Annotated in this window: 12 protein-coding genes and 1 pseudogene; 7 read left to right on the forward strand and 6 right to left on the reverse strand. The window is 69.1% G+C overall.

Translation table 11 applies throughout. The features are described from left to right. The first annotated feature begins 30 nt into the window (after positions 1–30). Positions 31–1,437: a CCA tRNA nucleotidyltransferase gene (locus tag ACRSBM_RS40420; protein ID WP_434451984.1), complete on the forward strand. Its 1,407-nt coding sequence runs from the start codon at positions 31–33 to the stop codon at positions 1,435–1,437. Between the two features lie 95 nt (positions 1,438–1,532). Then, positions 1,533–1,688 (forward strand): annotated as a pseudogene (locus ACRSBM_RS40425) (hypothetical protein); the annotation flags it as partial. 27 nt (positions 1,689–1,715) lie between these two features. Here ACRSBM_RS40425 and ACRSBM_RS40430 read toward each other — a convergent pair. Further along, complete coding sequence (locus ACRSBM_RS40430) at positions 1,716–3,056, reverse strand: MFS transporter (protein ID WP_434451985.1); 1,341 nt, start codon at positions 3,054–3,056, stop codon at positions 1,716–1,718. A 237-nt stretch (positions 3,057–3,293) separates the two neighbouring features. Between ACRSBM_RS40430 and ACRSBM_RS40435 the strand changes: the two genes are divergently transcribed. After that, positions 3,294–3,866, forward strand: coding sequence for a YqgE/AlgH family protein (locus ACRSBM_RS40435; RefSeq protein ID WP_434451986.1), 573 nt, complete (start codon positions 3,294–3,296; stop codon positions 3,864–3,866). 18 nt (positions 3,867–3,884) lie between these two features. On the opposite strand, the gene ACRSBM_RS40440 is transcribed toward ACRSBM_RS40435, so the two are convergent. Further along, positions 3,885–4,289 (reverse strand): SdpI family protein, encoded by a 405-nt coding sequence (locus ACRSBM_RS40440; protein WP_434451987.1) that lies wholly within the window; start codon positions 4,287–4,289, stop codon positions 3,885–3,887. 65 nt (positions 4,290–4,354) lie between these two features. On the opposite strand from ACRSBM_RS40440, the gene ACRSBM_RS40445 reads away from it, so the two are divergent. Both ACRSBM_RS40445 and leuS read left to right on the forward strand, forming a co-directional pair. Continuing rightward, complete coding sequence (locus ACRSBM_RS40445) at positions 4,355–5,314, forward strand: esterase-like activity of phytase family protein (RefSeq protein ID WP_434451988.1); 960 nt, start codon at positions 4,355–4,357, stop codon at positions 5,312–5,314. A 152-nt stretch (positions 5,315–5,466) separates the two neighbouring features. Further along, the gene (leuS, locus tag ACRSBM_RS40450) at positions 5,467–8,244 is read left to right on the forward strand and encodes a leucine--tRNA ligase (RefSeq protein WP_434451989.1); all 2,778 of its coding nucleotides are present in this window, start codon (positions 5,467–5,469) and stop codon (positions 8,242–8,244) included. Positions 8,245–8,260: 16 nt separating this feature from the next. On the opposite strand, the gene ACRSBM_RS40455 is transcribed toward leuS, so the two are convergent. Beyond that, positions 8,261–8,875 carry a helix-turn-helix domain-containing protein gene (locus ACRSBM_RS40455; protein WP_434451990.1) on the reverse strand — a complete coding sequence of 205 codons (615 nt, stop codon included), beginning with the start codon at positions 8,873–8,875 and terminating at the stop codon, positions 8,261–8,263. Positions 8,876–8,965: 90 nt separating this feature from the next. Between ACRSBM_RS40455 and ACRSBM_RS40460 the strand changes: the two genes are divergently transcribed. After that, positions 8,966–9,826, forward strand: coding sequence for an SDR family oxidoreductase (locus ACRSBM_RS40460; protein ID WP_434451991.1), 861 nt, complete (start codon positions 8,966–8,968; stop codon positions 9,824–9,826). Here ACRSBM_RS40460 and ACRSBM_RS40465 read toward each other — a convergent pair. Beyond that, positions 9,819–10,538: a TetR/AcrR family transcriptional regulator gene (locus tag ACRSBM_RS40465; protein ID WP_434451992.1), complete on the reverse strand. Its 720-nt coding sequence runs from the start codon at positions 10,536–10,538 to the stop codon at positions 9,819–9,821. The two genes, ACRSBM_RS40460 and ACRSBM_RS40465, sit on opposite strands and share 8 nt — an antisense overlap. A 112-nt stretch (positions 10,539–10,650) precedes the next feature. Here ACRSBM_RS40465 and ACRSBM_RS40470 point away from each other — a divergent pair, with 112 nt between their 5' ends. Further along, complete coding sequence (locus ACRSBM_RS40470; protein WP_434451993.1) at positions 10,651–12,765, forward strand: MMPL family transporter; 2,115 nt, start codon at positions 10,651–10,653, stop codon at positions 12,763–12,765. Here the strand turns inward: ACRSBM_RS40470 and ACRSBM_RS40475 are convergent. Both ACRSBM_RS40475 and ACRSBM_RS40480 read right to left on the reverse strand, forming a co-directional pair. After that, positions 12,705–13,778 (reverse strand): hypothetical protein, encoded by a 1,074-nt coding sequence (locus tag ACRSBM_RS40475; RefSeq protein WP_434451994.1) that lies wholly within the window; start codon positions 13,776–13,778, stop codon positions 12,705–12,707. The two genes, ACRSBM_RS40470 and ACRSBM_RS40475, sit on opposite strands and share 61 nt — an antisense overlap. Positions 13,779–13,913: 135 nt before the next feature. After that, positions 13,914–15,815 carry a DUF2339 domain-containing protein gene (locus ACRSBM_RS40480; RefSeq protein WP_434451995.1) on the reverse strand — a complete coding sequence of 634 codons (1,902 nt, stop codon included), beginning with the start codon at positions 15,813–15,815 and terminating at the stop codon, positions 13,914–13,916. Positions 15,816–15,817: the final 2 nt, after the last annotated feature.

Below are 15,817 nucleotides of genomic sequence, written 5' to 3' on the forward strand. Positions count from 1 at the left end.
GTGTCTCGATCGCTCCAGCAGAATGTGACGGTGGAAGCTCCCGCCATCACTCCAGTCGTCGCTGAGCTCGCCGCTCGGTTCGCAGCCGGCGGCAAGCGCCTCTACCTCGTGGGTGGAAGTGTGCGCGACGCCGTGCTGGGACGCCCGACGAACGACTTCGACTTCACCACGGACGCCCGACCAGCGGAGATCCAGCGGCTGCTGAGCGGCTGGGCCGACGCGCAGTGGGACACCGGCATCGCCTTCGGGACGGTCGGCGCGTCGAAGAAGGGCGAGATCATCGAGATCACGACCTTCCGCGCCGACGTCTACGACGGCGTGACCCGCAACCCCGAGGTGACCTTCGGCGACTCGATCGACGGCGACCTGGTCCGGCGCGACTTCACCGTCAACGCGATGGCGTTCGACGTCGCCGCCCGCGAGTTCGTCGACCCGACCGGAGGCATCCAGGCCGCCAGGGACGGGGTGCTGGACACACCGGCGACCCCGCAGGAGTCGTTCGGCGACGACCCGCTGCGCATGCTGCGTGCCGCCCGGTTCGTCTCGCAGCTCGGCTTCACGGCGGCGCCGCGGGTGGTGGAGGCGATGCGGTCGATGGCAGGCGAGCTCGCCCGCATCACGCCGGAGCGCGTGCAGGTGGAGCTCTCCAAGCTCCTGTGCGGCGCGCACCCGCGCCGCGGCATCGAGCTCATGGTCGAGACCGGGCTGGCCGACATCGTGTTGCCCGAGCTCACGGCCATGAAGCTGGAAATCGACGAGCATCATCAACATAAGGACGTCTTCGACCACTCGCTGGTTGTGCTGGAGCAGGCAATTGATCTTGAAGAAGTTGATCAATCACCCGATCTGGTGCTGAGGATCGCGGCGCTCCTGCACGACATCGGCAAGCCGGCGACCCGGAGGTTCGAGTCCGGCGGCGGAGTCTCGTTCCACCACCACGAGGTCGTGGGCGCGAAGATGGTCCGCAAGCGCTTGCGGGCGTTGCGGTACTCGAAGGAGATCACCGAGGACGTCGCGAAGCTCGTCTACCTGCACCTTCGCTTCCACGGCTACGGCAACGGCGAGTGGACCGACTCGGCCGTGCGCCGGTACGTGACGGACGCGGGCGACCAGTTGACGCGGTTGCACAAGCTCGTCCGTGCCGACTGCACGACGCGGAACAAGCGCAAGGCGAGCCTGTTGCGGCGGACGTACGACTCTCTCGAGGAACGCATCGCGCGTATCGCGGCCGAGGAAGACCTCGCGCGCGTGCGGCCGGACCTCGACGGCAACGAGATCATGAAGCTGCTCGGCCTGCCGCCGGGTCCGCAGGTCGGTGCCGCGTGGAAGTTCCTCAAGGAGCTCCGGCTCGACAAGGGGCCGCTGGACCGCGACGAGGCCGAGGCGGCGTTGCTCGACTGGGCGCGCGACCAGGGGATCACGCCGCCCGCCCCGTGACGCATTGTGAGTGAATGGAATCCCCGCGTTAGCGAAGTGTCAGCGCGGGGAGGCACCATGGGAGTGCGCCAGGGGGGCGCATGGGGGTGGTGCCGATGTTCACTTGGGGACTTTCCACAGGTCCTGCCGTACCTGACCTGGATGAGCTGACCGACTGCCAACGGGTCGTGCTGCGCTGTCTCGCGCGCGGGCACGCCGACCACGAGATCGCGCGGGTGCTCGGCATCGGGCAGCAGCGGGTGGCCGACGAGGTGGCCGACATCCTGCGGCGCCTGGATCTACCCGATCGGGTGGCGGCGGTCGTTTTCGCGCACGAGGCCGGGATGCTGCACCTGCCGTTTCCGCGACAGCAGCGCGAGGTAGGCGGCCACGCCGACCAGGTACAGGGCTGCGGCGGCGAGCATCAGGCCTGGTGAGCGCCCGTCGAGCGGGACGACCATCGCCGTGATGGTCACCGCGGTGACCTGCGCGATGTTGAACAGCGTGTCGTAGAGGGCGAACACGCGGCCGCGCACCTCGTCGCCGATGTCGTGCTGCACCGCGGTGTCCACGCACAGCTTGACGATCTGACCGGCGAAGATGACCACGAAGCTGGCCAGCAAGATCGTCGGCAGCGTCATCGGCAGGCCCAGTCCGACCTGGGCGGCGGCGCTGAGCAGCAGCGCACCGCAGACGGTCCGCGTGGTGCCGAACCTGTCGACGATCCGGTCGGTGAGGATGCCGGCGAGCAGCACACCGGCGCCGCCCGCGACGGCGACCTCGCCGAGCCCGCCGATGCCGGCCTTGAGGATGCCGACGTCCTCCAGGCTGTAGCGCATCAGCAGCAGGGTGAGCATCAGGCTCACGCCGAACGCGGCCCGGTGGGCGAGCACCGCGGCGAGCGCGGCCGTGACGTTCGGGGTGCGCCAGGTGGCCTTCGCTCCGTCGAGCAGACCGCGGGCGACGGCCTTGACCGCGTTGGGCGGCTCGTCGACCTCGTCCGGGCCCAGCACGCCCGCCCTGAACCGGCTGGCGATGAACGCGCTGAGCAGCAGCCCGGCCACGGCGATGCTGGTGGTCAACGCCGACCCGCCGTCCCCGGCGCCGAGGATCGTGCGGAACCCGATCGCGCACGCCGCACCGACCACGGCCATGATCGCGCCGGCCGTCGTGGCCAGCGCGTTCGCCTCGACCAGGTGGTCTTCCGGCACGACGTGCGGCAGTGACGCGCTCAGCCCGGCGCCGACGAACCGGCCGATGCCCATGACGATGAGCGCGGAGACGTAGAGGGGGAGGTCGCTCAGTCCCGCCGCGACCGCCGCGGCGGTGAGCAGGACGAACACGGCCCGCGTGACGTTCGCCACGACGATGACCTTCTTGCGGTCCCACCGGTCGAGTAGCGCGCCGGTGAACGGCCCGATGAGCGAGTACGGCAGCAGCAACACCGCGAACCCGGCCGCGATCGCCACCGGATCGGCCTGGCGCTCGGGGTTGAACAGCACGGCGCCGGCGAGCCCGGCCTGGAAGAGTCCGTCACCCCACTGGGAGGCGAGGCGGGTGGCGAGGAGTCTGCGGTACTCGGGGATGCCGAGGAACCGGCGTGATCCCCAGTGGTGCTTCTCCACCGCAACCGTTCTCACCGTTGCACTGTATGCGCGGGGTCGTGAAAACCACGAAAGCCGGACCTCTCGGTCCGGCTCCCCTGGATCGGATGCCAGGTCGCCTCACGGCGCGGCGCACTACGCGGCTCCAGCCGAACGGTATTCCGCGAAGGCGGTTGTCTGTTGAGCCCGGGGGACACAAAGACATCCGACACTTGAGTCTAACGGGGTGCGGGCCTGAGTTGTTCCGGCGATCACGGGTGATTTCATGGTGACGTGCGTCCCGATGCCGAAGTCGAGCCAGGCTCCCTCTTGGTTGCCGCTCCGAGCCTGAACGACCCGAACTTCATGCGCACCGTGGTCTACATCATCGACCAACGTCCTGAGGGGACCCTCGGCGTCGTCCTGAACCGCCCCTCCGAGGTGGCGGTCCACGACGTACTTCCGCCGTGGGGCACGCACGTCACGAAGCCGCAGTGCATCTACATCGGCGGCCCGGTCGAGCCGAAGACGGCGCTGTGCCTGGCCGCGCTGACGGCGGGCACCGATCCGGCTGCCGTGGAGGGCCTCGTCGGCGTGCAGGGTCCGGTGGCGCTGATCGACCTCGACGCCGAGCCGGACGACCTGATGCCGCTGGTGCGCGGCCTGCGGGTGTTCGCCGGCTACAGCGGCTGGGGCGAGGGGCAGCTCGCGACCGAGATCGAGCGCGGCGACTGGATCGTCGTGACCGGACTCGCCGACGACGTGCTGGTCGGCGCGAACGTCGACCTGTGGGGCCGGGTGCTGCGCCGGCAGGGCATGCCGCTGGCGCTGCTGTCGACCTATCCCAAGGACGTCCGCGAGAACTGATTCACGTGAAACGTCGGGTTACAGCCCGGCGAGCGGGGAGCAGCCACCGCCACCGCAGGCGCAGCCACCGCAGCCCTTGGGCTTGACCGGCTCGGGCAGCGCCTCGGCCGCGCGGGTCCCCACGATTCCGCCGGCGAAGGCGATCGCGAACGCGCCGACCAGTCCGATGATCCCAGCGGTGACGGCCAGGTCGGTCATGACGAACGCCATCGCGCCCGACACGATCGCCACGGCGCCCGCCGCGAGGTTCGGCACCCCGGCGACGCGGTTGGCCAGCGCGAACGTCTCCTCGTCACGCAGCGCGGCGGCCGTGCGCACGCCGGCGAAACGGTTGCGGCGCAGCTTGCCCTGCAGGCCCAGCAGACCGACCGCGCCGAGAGCGACGCCGAGTACACCCAGGACGACCGACAGCACGATGTTCACCCCATGAGGGTAGGACGAATCCTCAGTTCACCTGGCAGTCACCCCGGTCAGGTGTGCTGTGCGCCATGCTCAGACGCCTCCTGCTCGTCCCCGTGCTGCTCGGTCTGTGCGCGACGCCCGCGCAGGCGCATTCCCCCGAAGTCCGGTTCCTCGCCCACCACGTCGTGCCGAAAGGCCTGGTCGTGGGTGGTACGACGGTCGGCGGCATCTCCGGCCTCGACTACGACCGGCGCTCGAGGAAATGGGTGCTGATCAGCGACGACCGGGTGGCGCCCCGGTTCTACGAAGGCAAGCTCTCGCGCAAGGGCGTCGAGTTCACCGAAGTGCACTCTCTCGTGGGACCCAACGGCCCGTACGCACCCGGCACGGTCGACCCGGAAGACGTTCGTGTCGACGCGTGGACCGGTGACCTGCTGTGGAGCCAGGAGGGCGACCGCACGCCGACGACGCTCATCGACCCGTCGGTGCAGTTCAGCCGTCACGACGGTTCCTTCAAGCGCGGACTGCCCACGCCTGAGGACCTGAAGATGAAGCCCGAGTCCGGTCCGCGGCAGAACCAGGCGCTGGAAGGTCTCACGTTCGCGCTCGGCGGCAGCCTCGTCGTCACCGCTCTCGAAGGCCCGCTCCTGCAGGACGGACCGCCCGCGGACGAGAAGAAGGGCGCGGTCTCCCGGATCGTCGTCCAGACGCGCACCGGTCAGGTCGTCGCCCAGTACCGCTACCAGCAGGAGCCGTTGTTCGCCCCGGACGCGAGCACCGGCGTCACGGCGGTCCTGGAGAAGTCCCCCGGCGTCTACCTCGTGCTGGAGCGGTCGTTCAGCCCGACGCTCGGCAACAAGGTTCGCCTGTTCGAGTACCGCCCGTCGCAGCACAAGAAGCGCCTGCTGGCCGACATCGGCACGTTCACCAAGCCCGACAACCTCGAAGGCATGGCCTGGGGTCCGGACGGCACGTTGTGGCTGGTCTCGGACGACAACTTCTCCCCTGCCCAGGTCACCCAGTTCATCGCGCTTGCGGTGCGCTGATACCGTTGACGACATGAGCACGGCCCGCCTGCTCCTTATCTAGCCGCGACGACCCGTTCGCAAGACGGTCGGCGCGGCCACCCTCCATGCCCGTCTGGGCTGGGGGGTTTCGTCATGTCAGGGGCAGGATCGATGGAGAGGGACTCATCAACATGAGCACGGACGCGGCGGAGATCCCCGCCTACCGCTACACCGCCGAGCTGGCGAACCAGATCGAGGAGCGGTGGCAGCGGTACTGGGAGAACAACGGCACCTACCACGCGCCCAACCCGGTCGGCGCGCTCAAGGGTGACGTACCCGCGGACAAGCTGTTCGTGCAGGACATGTTCCCGTACCCGAGCGGCGCCGGCCTGCACGTCGGCCACCCGCTGGGCTTCATCGGCACGGACGTCTTCGCGCGGTACCACCGCATGAACGGCCGCAACGTGCTGCACACCATGGGTTTCGACGCGTTCGGCCTGCCCGCCGAGCAGTACGCGGTGCAGACCGGCCAGCACCCGCGCAAGACCACCGAGGACAACATCAACACCTACCTGCGCCAGATCCGCAGGCTGGGGCTGGGCCACGACGAGCGCCGCCGCATCTCGACGATCGACCCCGAGTACTACAAGTGGACCCAGTGGATCTTCTTGCAGATCTTCAACTCCTGGTACGACGCGGATCTGCGCAAGGCCCGCCCGATCGCCGAGTTGATCTCGCAGTTCGAGTCTGGTGAGCGGGACGTTCCGGGTGGCCACACGTGGTCTGAGCTGTCTTTTGCCGACCAGCAAAGGATCTTGGGCGAATTCCGGCTGGCCTACTTGTCGGAGGCGCCCGTCAACTGGTGTCCCGGACTGGGTACTGTGCTGGCGAACGAAGAGGTCACGGCGGACGGTCGCAGTGAGCGTGGCAACTTCCCGGTGTTCAGGAAAAACCTGCGCCAGTGGATGATGCGCATCACCGCGTACTCGGACCGGCTGATCGACGACTTGGACCGGCTGGACTGGCCGGACAAGGTCAAGGCCATGCAGCGCAACTGGATCGGGCGCTCGCATGGCGCCCGTGTCCGATTTGCGGTGGGAGAAGAGAACATTGAGGTCTTCACGACCCGCCCGGACACGTTGTTCGGCGCGACCTACATGGTCCTGGCACCGGAACACGAGCTGGTGGACCAGATTGCGACGCCCGATCGCGTGGCAGACATCGCCGCGTACCGGCGCGCCGCGTCCCTGAAGTCCGAACTGGACCGTCAGGAGAACAAGGAGAAGACCGGCGTCTTCATCGGGGCGTACGCCACGAACCCGGTGAACGGCAAGGACATCCCCGTCTACATCGCCGACTACGTGCTGATGGGCTACGGCACCGGCGCGATCATGGCCGTCCCCGGCCAGGACCAGCGCGACTGGGACTTCGCGAAGAAGTTCGACCTGCCGATCGTCCGCACGGTCCAGCCCTCGGAAGGCTTCGAGGGCGAGGCCTACACCGGTGACGGCCCTGCCGTGAACTCCGGTTTCCTGGACGGCATGGCGATCGACGACGCCAAGAAGACGATCATTGGCTGGCTGGAGGAGAACGGCCACGGCCACGGCACCGTCCAGTTCAAGCTGCGCGACTGGCTGTTCAGCCGCCAGCGCTACTGGGGCGAGCCGTTCCCGGTCGTCTACGACGAGGCGGGCACCGCCATCGCGCTGCCCGAGTCGATGCTGCCGATCGAGCTGCCGGACGTCGACGACTACTCGCCGCGCACCTTCGACCCGGAGGACGCGAACACCGAGCCGTCGCCGCCGCTGTCGCGCGCGACCGAGTGGACGACCGTCGAGCTGGACCTGGGCGACGGCGTGAAGACGTACCGCCGCGACACGAACACCATGCCGAACTGGGCGGGTTCGTGCTGGTACCAGCTGCGCTACGTCGACCCGGTCGAGACCGAGCGGTTCGTCGACCCGGAGAACGAGAAGTACTGGCTGGGCCCGCGCACGGCCGAGCACGGCCCGACCGACCCCGGCGGCGTCGACCTGTACATCGGCGGCGTCGAGCACGCGGTGCTGCACCTGCTGTACTCGCGCTTCTGGCAGAAGGTCTTGTTCGACCTGGGCCACCTGAGCGGCGACGAGCCGTACCGCCGCCTGTTCAACCAGGGCTACATCCAGGCGTACGCGTACGTCGACCCGCGCGGCGTCTACGTGCCGGCGGACGAGGTCGTCGAGCAGGACGGCAAGTACACGTACAACGGCGAGGAAGTCCGCCGTGAGTACGGGAAGATGGGCAAGAGCCTGAAGAACGTCGTCACGCCGGACCAGATGTGCGAGACGTACGGCGCCGACACGTTCCGGTTCTACGAGATGTCCATGGGCCCGATGGACGTGTCACGCCCGTGGGCGACCAAGGACGTCGTTGGCGCGCAACGGTTCCTGCAGCGTCTGTGGCGCAACCTGGTCGACGAGACCGACGGCTCGCTGCGCGTCACGGACGAAGAGCCGTCCGCGGAAGCGTTGCGGCTGCTGCACAAGACGATCGCCGGCGTCCACGACGACTACGCGAACCTGCGCTACAACACGGCGGGCGCGAAGCTGATCGAACTGAACAACTTCGTCACCAAGCACTACGCCGCCGGCACGCCCCGCGCGCTGGCCGAGCCCATGGTGCTGATGCTGGCTCCGCAGGCCCCGCACGTGGCCGAGGAGCTGTGGGCGAAGCTGGGCAACGACGGCACGCTGGCGCACGGCCCGTTCCCGAAGGCCGACGAGCAGTACCTGGTCGAGGACACCGTCGAGTACCCGATCCAGGTCAACGGCAAGGTCCGCTCGCGGGTCGTGGTCTCGGCGTCCGCGTCGCAGGACGAGATCAAGGCGGCGGCGCTGGCCGAGGAGAAGATCGCCGAGCTGGTCGCCGGTGGCGAACCGCGCAAGGTGATCGTCGTGCCCGGCCGCCTGGTGAACGTAGTTCTGTAGCAACGGGCTGGCGCGGCTACGGCCGCGCCAGCTCCTCCAGCACCTCTCCGAGGTCCAGTGACGGGTCGGCGACCTGTGCCGCCCGCAACGTTCCCGCGAGCACGGTCATCAGCATCTCCACGACCACGTCCTGGTCGAACGGGTGCTCTCCGGCCAGGTAGTCGCGAGCGAGCTGGTCCGCCGCCGTCGCGTACGTCCGCAGCACGGCCCTGATCGCCGGCCGCTCGAAGTCCAGGCCCAGGTTCTCGCACAGCTTCCGGTTGCCCTCGTCCCGGACGTGGTCGAACGTCTCCTCCGCACCCCACGGCCGCAGCACCAGGTTCAATGCCAGGTCGCGATGCGCCGCCAGGTACGCCAGGTGCGCCGCGTGCGACTGGCGGATCCGCTTCCCCATCGGCACGGCCGGGTCGCTGACGTGCAGGTTCAGCACCTCACGCCGGATGGAGCAGAGCACCTCCAGGTAGAGGCCGAGCTTGCTGCCGAAGTGGTGGAACACCAACCCGTGCGCGACGCCGGCCGCGCGGGCGATGTCGGCCGCCTTCACGTCGTCGTACTTCGAGGTGATGAACAGCTCACGTGCCGCGGCCAGCACTTTCTCCTTCGTTGCGGCAGCGGTGGCGGCGCGGTTCATGGCGTCCACGCTAGCACTCGTTGACTTCGAGTCAGTGAGGGGAGTATTCGTTGATTAAGAGTCGCTGACTCAAAGTCAATGGAGGACGGCATGACCAGGACGCTGATCATCGGGGCAACCGGCACCGTGGGTGGCTTAGTGCTCGACGAGGCCGTGCGCAGAGGCGCGGATGTGCGCGCGTTGGTGCGCAACAAGGGACGGGCGAACGTGCCTGACACGGTTGAACTCGTGGAAGGCGACCTGGCCGACCGCGAGGCGGTCCGTGCCGCGCTCAAAGGCGTCGACTCGGCGTTCTACGTGTCGCCGCACGAGGCCAACGAGATCGAGATCGCGACGATCTTCGGTCAGGAGGCCGAACGAGCGGGGGCGCGCCTCGTGTTCGGCGGCTACCACCTCGAGGACCCGGCCGCGCGGCAGGCGGCGGGCCGCGCGATCCCCGCGTACCTGCCCAAGCTGGAGCTGGCGGCGTTCCTGGCGGGCACCGACACCAGGCCGGCGATGTTCAGCATCACCAACTTCGCCCAGAACGACGAGGTCTTCCGGGCGGACATCGAGGCGGGCGTCTTCCCGTCACCGCTGCACCCCGGCGGTGTCAACCGGATCGACCTGCGGGACGCGGCCGAGGTGCTCGTCACCGCGCTCACCGACGGGAGCTTCGCGCCGGGGTCGTACCAGCTCCTGGGGCCGGAGTCGCTGAACGGCGAGCAGAGCGCGCGGATCTGGGCGGAGGAGCTCGGCCGCGAGGTTCACTACACCGGTGACGACCCGCAGTGGCGGGACGCGCTCGCGAAGAGGCTCACCGGGCGCAAGCTGGACGACTGGATCCGCAGCTTCGAGCTGCTCGGCTCGACACCCCTGCCCACCGACCCCGGCGAGGTCGAGATCATGACGAAGCTGCTCGGCCGTCCCCCGCGCACGTTGCGCGACTACGTGCGCGACTCGGTCAGCTGATCTCCTCTTCCGGGAAGCCGATGTCCGTCAGCATCTGGTCCAGCATGCTGTCGAACATCGGCTCCGGGTTGGTCACCGTGAACGGGAACCGCCCGAACACCTCCAGCGCGACGTGCCCGTAGAGCCGGACCCATGACTGGACGATGTGGTGGATCTTGCCCAGGTTCAGCACGTCGTCGCCCACCGTGACGCCGTGGTCGGACACCGCCCCCATCAGCACCTGCTGGAACCGGACCAGGTCCTCGTGCAGCGCCGCGGGCACCTCCTCGTCCACGTGCTTCGCTTCCTGGTTGGACGCGATCAGCGGCCCGGCGAGCTGCAGGAACACCGACCCGAACTGGTCGGCGCCGAGCGGGTCGCGCGGTGAGGCGAAGACCAGCGCGAACTCCTGCGGGTGGACCAGCGCCCAGTGGCGGAAGGCGTGGCACACCGCCCTGACCTTGCATCCCACCTGGCCCGACGTGTCGGCGGCGAGGTCCGCGTGCAGCGCTGCCGCCATGTCGTCGCAGATGTCGTCGCAGAGCTGGCGCAGCAGCGCGTCGTGCGAGTCGTAGTAGCGGTACAGGGCGGGCGCGGTGATGCCTAGTTTGCGCGCGATGGCACGCAGGGTAACCGCGTCGCGGCCGCTTTCGACCAAAAGGGCGCGGGCCGCCTGCCGAATCTCACGCTCGGTTTCAGCGCGGAGTCGTTCTCGGCGAGTGGCCTCGGTCATATGTCACTCCATCGGGTTGTAGACCCTGTCCACGGCCCCGTACGGTTTCGGTGAACGGTGTTTACAAGAGTTCACGGGATTTGCAGAACGGTAACCCAGGAGGCCGTCGCCGATGTTCGCGAAGTGGGGCTGGATCGCATATCGCCGCCGGTGGGTGGTCCTGGTCGCGACAGTGCTGCTCGCCGTCCTGGGTGGCGTGTGGGGCCTGGGCGTGTTCGACAAGCTCAGCCAGGGTGGGTACGAGGCTCCTTCCAGCGAGGCGGCGCGGGCCGACAAGGTAGCCGAGGAGGCGTTCGGGCGGCAGAACGGTGACGTGATCGTCATTTACCGCGGCGATTTCGCGAACCCGCTCGAGCTCAAGAAGATCGCCGACCACATCAGTGGTTTCCCCAAGGACGACGTCCTGCGGACCGTCGGGCCGGTGCCGTCCGACGACAAGCAGCAGGCGCTCGTCGCCATCACGCTGACCAGTGGTGACTCGAACGAGCAGATCAAGCAGTTCCAGGACGTCGAGCAGCAGCTCGCGATCGACGGCTTCAGCCAGCAGGTCGGTGGGCTCGTGCCCACCCAGAAGGCCATCAACGACATGTCCCAGGAGGACCTGACGCGCGCCGAGATGTTCTCGTTGCCGCTGGTCCTGCTGCTGCTCGTGATCATCTTCGGCGGTCTGGTCGCCGCCTCGCTGCCCGTCGTCGTCGGTGGTCTCTCGATCATGGGTGCGCTCGGCGTGCTGCACGCCGTCGCGATCTTCACCGAGGTCAACTCGTTCGCGGTCAACGTGGCGTCGCTGCTCGGCCTGGGCATGGCGATCGACTACGGACTGTTCATGGTCGGCCGGTTCCGTGAGGAGCTCGCCCAGGGACGTTCCACCGAGCAGGCCGTCAGCCGCACGGTCGCATCCGCCGGACGCACGGTGATGTTCAGCGCGACGCTGCTGGTCATCGCGCTGGCCGGGTTGCTGCTCTTCCCGCACGGCTTCCTGAAGTCCCTCGCGTACGGCGGTGTGGCGTCGGTCGCGATCGCGGCGCTGGTCTCGCTGACGCTGCTGCCCGCGCTGCTCGGCGTGCTCGGTCACCGGGTCGACAAGCTCGCCATGCCGTGGCGCAGGAAGGAGCCGAGCGAACGCGGCTGGCGCCGGCTCAGCGGTGCGGTCATGAAGCGGCCCGTACTGATCGCGGTGCCGATCATCGGTGTGCTCATCGCGCTCGGCTCGCCGTTCCTGGGCGTCCAGTTCGGCCAGGTCACCGAGAAGGTGCTGCCCGAGGGCAACGCCGTGCGCGTGGCCACCGAGAACATCAACGAGAACTTCTCGACGCTCTCCAACACCGGCTTCAAGATCGTCGTCAGTGGCGGCGACCAGGCCGCCGTCCAGGAGTACCTGGGCAAGGTCGCGGACGTCCCCGGCGTCGGTGAGGTCCAGCCGCTGGGCGCGGACAACGGCGTCACGGCCGCGTCGGCCGGGCTGGACCACGACGCGCTGAGCGAGGAGTCGAAGCAGGCGCTGAAGGACGTCCGCGCGCTGGAGCCTCCCGTCGGCACCGAGGTGCTGGTCGGCGGCAACACCGCCATGGTCAGCGACTCGCTCGACGCCATCGCCGACGGTCTGCCGTTGATGATCGGGCTGCTGGTCGGCGCGACGCTGGTGCTGATGTTCCTGGCGTTCGGCTCGGTCCTGCTGCCGATCAAGGCGGTGCTGATGAGCGCGCTGTCGCTGTCAGCGACGTTCGGCGTGCTGGTCTGGGTGTTCCAGGAGGGCCACTTCGCCGACTGGCTCGGCGTCACGCCGGGGCCGCTCGAGTCCGGCATCGTCGTGCTGATGGCGGCCATCGTGTTCGGTCTGTCGACGGACTACGAGGTCTTCCTGCTCAGCAGGATGGTCGAGGCCCGCAGCCAGGGCGCGACGACCGAGGAGGCGGTGACCACCGGCCTCGCCAAGACCGGCCGGGTGATCACCTCGGCCGCGCTGCTGCTGATCCTGGTGACCGGTGCGTTCGCGTTCTCGCAGGTCGCGATGATGCGGTTCGTCGGCGTCGGCATGATCCTCGCGCTGGCGCTCGACGCCACCATCGTCCGGATGCTGCTCGTGCCGGCCGTGCTCAAGCTCCTCGGTAACGCCGCGTGGTGGTCACCCGGTCCGCTCAGGCGGATCCAGGAACGCCTGGCGCTTCACGACGAGCCGGTCGACGACCTCGACGACGAGGTCCGCAAGCCGGTCGCCGTCGGCTGACCGGGAGAGAAGGCGATCATGGCCGCGTCGAACTGGCGCGGCCTCGCCTTCTCCAGTTCGCCCGACTTCATCCGGTAGGTCGCCAGGACCGCGTTCGAGCTGTCCAGCACCGTCGTCGTCGTGCCGGTCGCGAGGAAGACCCGCGAGTCACCCGGCGCGATGGCGACGTTCGGCGAGTCGAAGGGCAAACGTTCGCGCACCTTCATGGTCGCCGCGTCGACCACCAGGACCGCGCGTTCCTTCGGCAGCGTCAGGTAGACCGTGTCGCCGTCCGCGGTGACCGCGATGCTGCCCGCTCCCCTGCCGACGCCCAGCGCGCCGACGACCTGGTTCGTCGTCGTGTCGATCACCGACAACGTGCCGGGCGTGGACTCGCCGAGGCGCATTCCGCTCACGTACAAGCGTTTGCCGTCCGGCGAGAGCGCCAGGTGCTGGGGCAGTCCGCCGACCGGCACCGTCGAGGTCTGGAACGCCGTCGCCGTGTCGACCAGCCCGACCGTGCCGTCCTGGGAGTTGGCCACGTAGAGGACCCGGTTGTTCGGGTGCACGGCGAGGCCCTGCGGCTGCCCGCCGACCTTGATGGCCGCGACCAGCCGGAAGTGCTCCGTGTCCACCACCGCGACGCCGCCACCGGCCGAGACGTAGAGGCGCTGCCCGTCCGGGCGCATCGCGGCGTGGGAGAGCTGGACCTGGGTGAAGAGCCGGTCGACGATCGTGCCGGTGTGCGGGTCGACCGCGGTGATCGCGCCGGTCCACCCGTTGATCACGTAGAGGCGCTGCCCGTCGGGAGACACGGCGACACCGGTCGCGCGGCCCGCCGTGTCGGCCTGCGCGAGAACGGAGCCGGTGCGGGTGTCGACGACCTGGACGAGACCGCTCCTGCCCACCACGTACGCAAGCGGTGCCGCCGAGGCGGAAGAGGTGGTCGTGTACTCGTGCCCCTGGTGAACACCCGTCGCCGCGAAGGCCGCTGAGAGCGCTAGAACCGCGGCCACGAGGCGTGGCTTTGCCATACGCCCGATGGGACCACTTCCGGGTGCTTTCGATCAATTTCGGTCACACTGTCGAGGGAAATCTTTGCCTGGTAGTAGTACGACCGTCGCCCGCGACGGCGGCGCGGGCGACGATCGTCGGTCAGCCGGAGTTGTTCAGCCGGCGTTGTTCGCCGACGCCACCAGCCTGGCGTACCGGGTGCCCGCCGTGAGCAGGACCAGACCGGCGCCGAGGAACGCGAGCACGCGGGCGATGCCGTCGAGCGCGGCGAGGTCGAACAGCACGAGCTTCACGACCGCCGCGCCGACGAGGATCAGGCCACAGATCCGCAGCGCCTTGTTGTTGATTCCCCTGACCAGCAGGAACAACGCGGCGACCGTCCACGACACGGTGACCATCGAGTGTCCGAAGAGGAACCCGGTCTCGTTCGGCGACATCAGCAGCGCCGCGCACAGCACCGCCCCCGCCGCGCCGTAGAGCAGCACGAGCCCGGCGGTGATCCACGGGAACGGGTGCTTCGCCGGCTCGCGCAGCACCTGCATCTTCAGTGCGGCCCACGGCACGATCGCGGCGTAGACGGCCAGCACCACCGCCGTGACCAGACCGGCCGCGTAGTCGCCCTGGTCGACGGTGTTGAAGAAGCGGGGCTCCTCCACCAGCCACGTGATCGGCACGGCCTGGCCGATCGCCAGGAAGAACCCGACGACGCCGAACGCGATGGACCCGGCCAGCGCGCTCTTCTTGTTCAGCCGTGCCGCGAGGAACGCCAGCAGCACCGCCTCGGCCAGCACGATCGCCGTGCGGACGTTGCCGTCGAGCGCGATCACCGTGGTCTGGAACAACGCGAGCATGCCCGTCGCACCGGCGGCCGTCGTGAACGCGCGGGGCAGGTCCGGGACCATCCAGATCGCCAGCAGGACCGCGGCGACCGCACCGGCGAGCACGGAGTTGACCGGCGCCTCCAGCAGCGTGGTGGCGAACATCGCCGCCAACGGTGAGCCCGCGACCAGCGCGATCGCGACGATGTCGTCCGGGCGCTTCCGGATCGTCAGCAGCGCGACGAGGATGCCGACGACGGTCGTGGCGGCCGCGACGCCGACCACGGTCCACTCGTAGGAGCGCGGGATGGCGTTCGCGGTCGTGAGCAGCGAGGCGAGGATCGGCGGGAAGCCGCCGGCGATCGCGAGACCCGGCCAGTTGCGCTGGATCTGGACCGGCGTGCTGGCCATCTTCAGCACCAGCAGGAAGCCGACGAGCAGGACCGTGAAGCCTTCGGTGATGATCGGCGAGCACACCGCACAGGCTGCGACGACGCCGACCGCGAGCGCTTGCGAGTTCCAGCGCAGCGCGAGCACGACACCGGCCGCCGCGACCCCGAGGCCGACGACCAGCCCGACGCCCTCCGGCAGGTACCCGTACAGGCTCGTGGCCGCGATGACGTCGAGGTAGAGCCCCGCGAAACCGGTGGCGGCCAGCGCGAACGCCCCGGTGCGCCCGGCCGGGTTGCGGTGCAGCCACATGCCGATGCCGACCAGCGCGCCGCTGAACACCGCGCCACCGATGACGCGCGGCATCGGGCCGAGCCAGCCGCGCTGGATGGCGAGGATCAGCAGCAGCACGAACCCGAGCACGGTGATCGCGCCACCGACCCAGGCCAGCAGCTTCGCGCCGGCGCCGTCCTTGCCGAGCTTCTCGAACAGCGTCTCGCGCGGCTGCGGCGCGGGCCACGGCTGCTGCGGCGGCTGTTGTGGCCACTGCGCCTGCGGAGGCGGCGGGAAGTGCGGGCCGGCCGGGGCCTGCTGCGACCACGGGTTGGGCGGCGCCTGCGGTGGTGCCTGCTGGGGCGCCTGCTGTGGCGGCGGAGCCTGGACCGGCACGTTCACCGGGGCCTGGGGAACCGGCGGTGGGGCGGCCACCTCCGCCACCGCGGTCGCCGCGGCCGAGACCGAGGCGGAGTGCTCGCGCATCTCCGAGCTGATCGTCGTCAGCCGCTGCCCGATGGCCGCGAGCTCCAGCGCGAGGCGCTGCTCGTACCCGAGGCGGTCCTGTCCGTCCATGT

Origin of the sequence: Lentzea xerophila (assembly GCF_051094245.1) — a bacterium.
GTDB lineage: Bacteria > Actinomycetota > Actinomycetes > Mycobacteriales > Pseudonocardiaceae > Lentzea > Lentzea xerophila.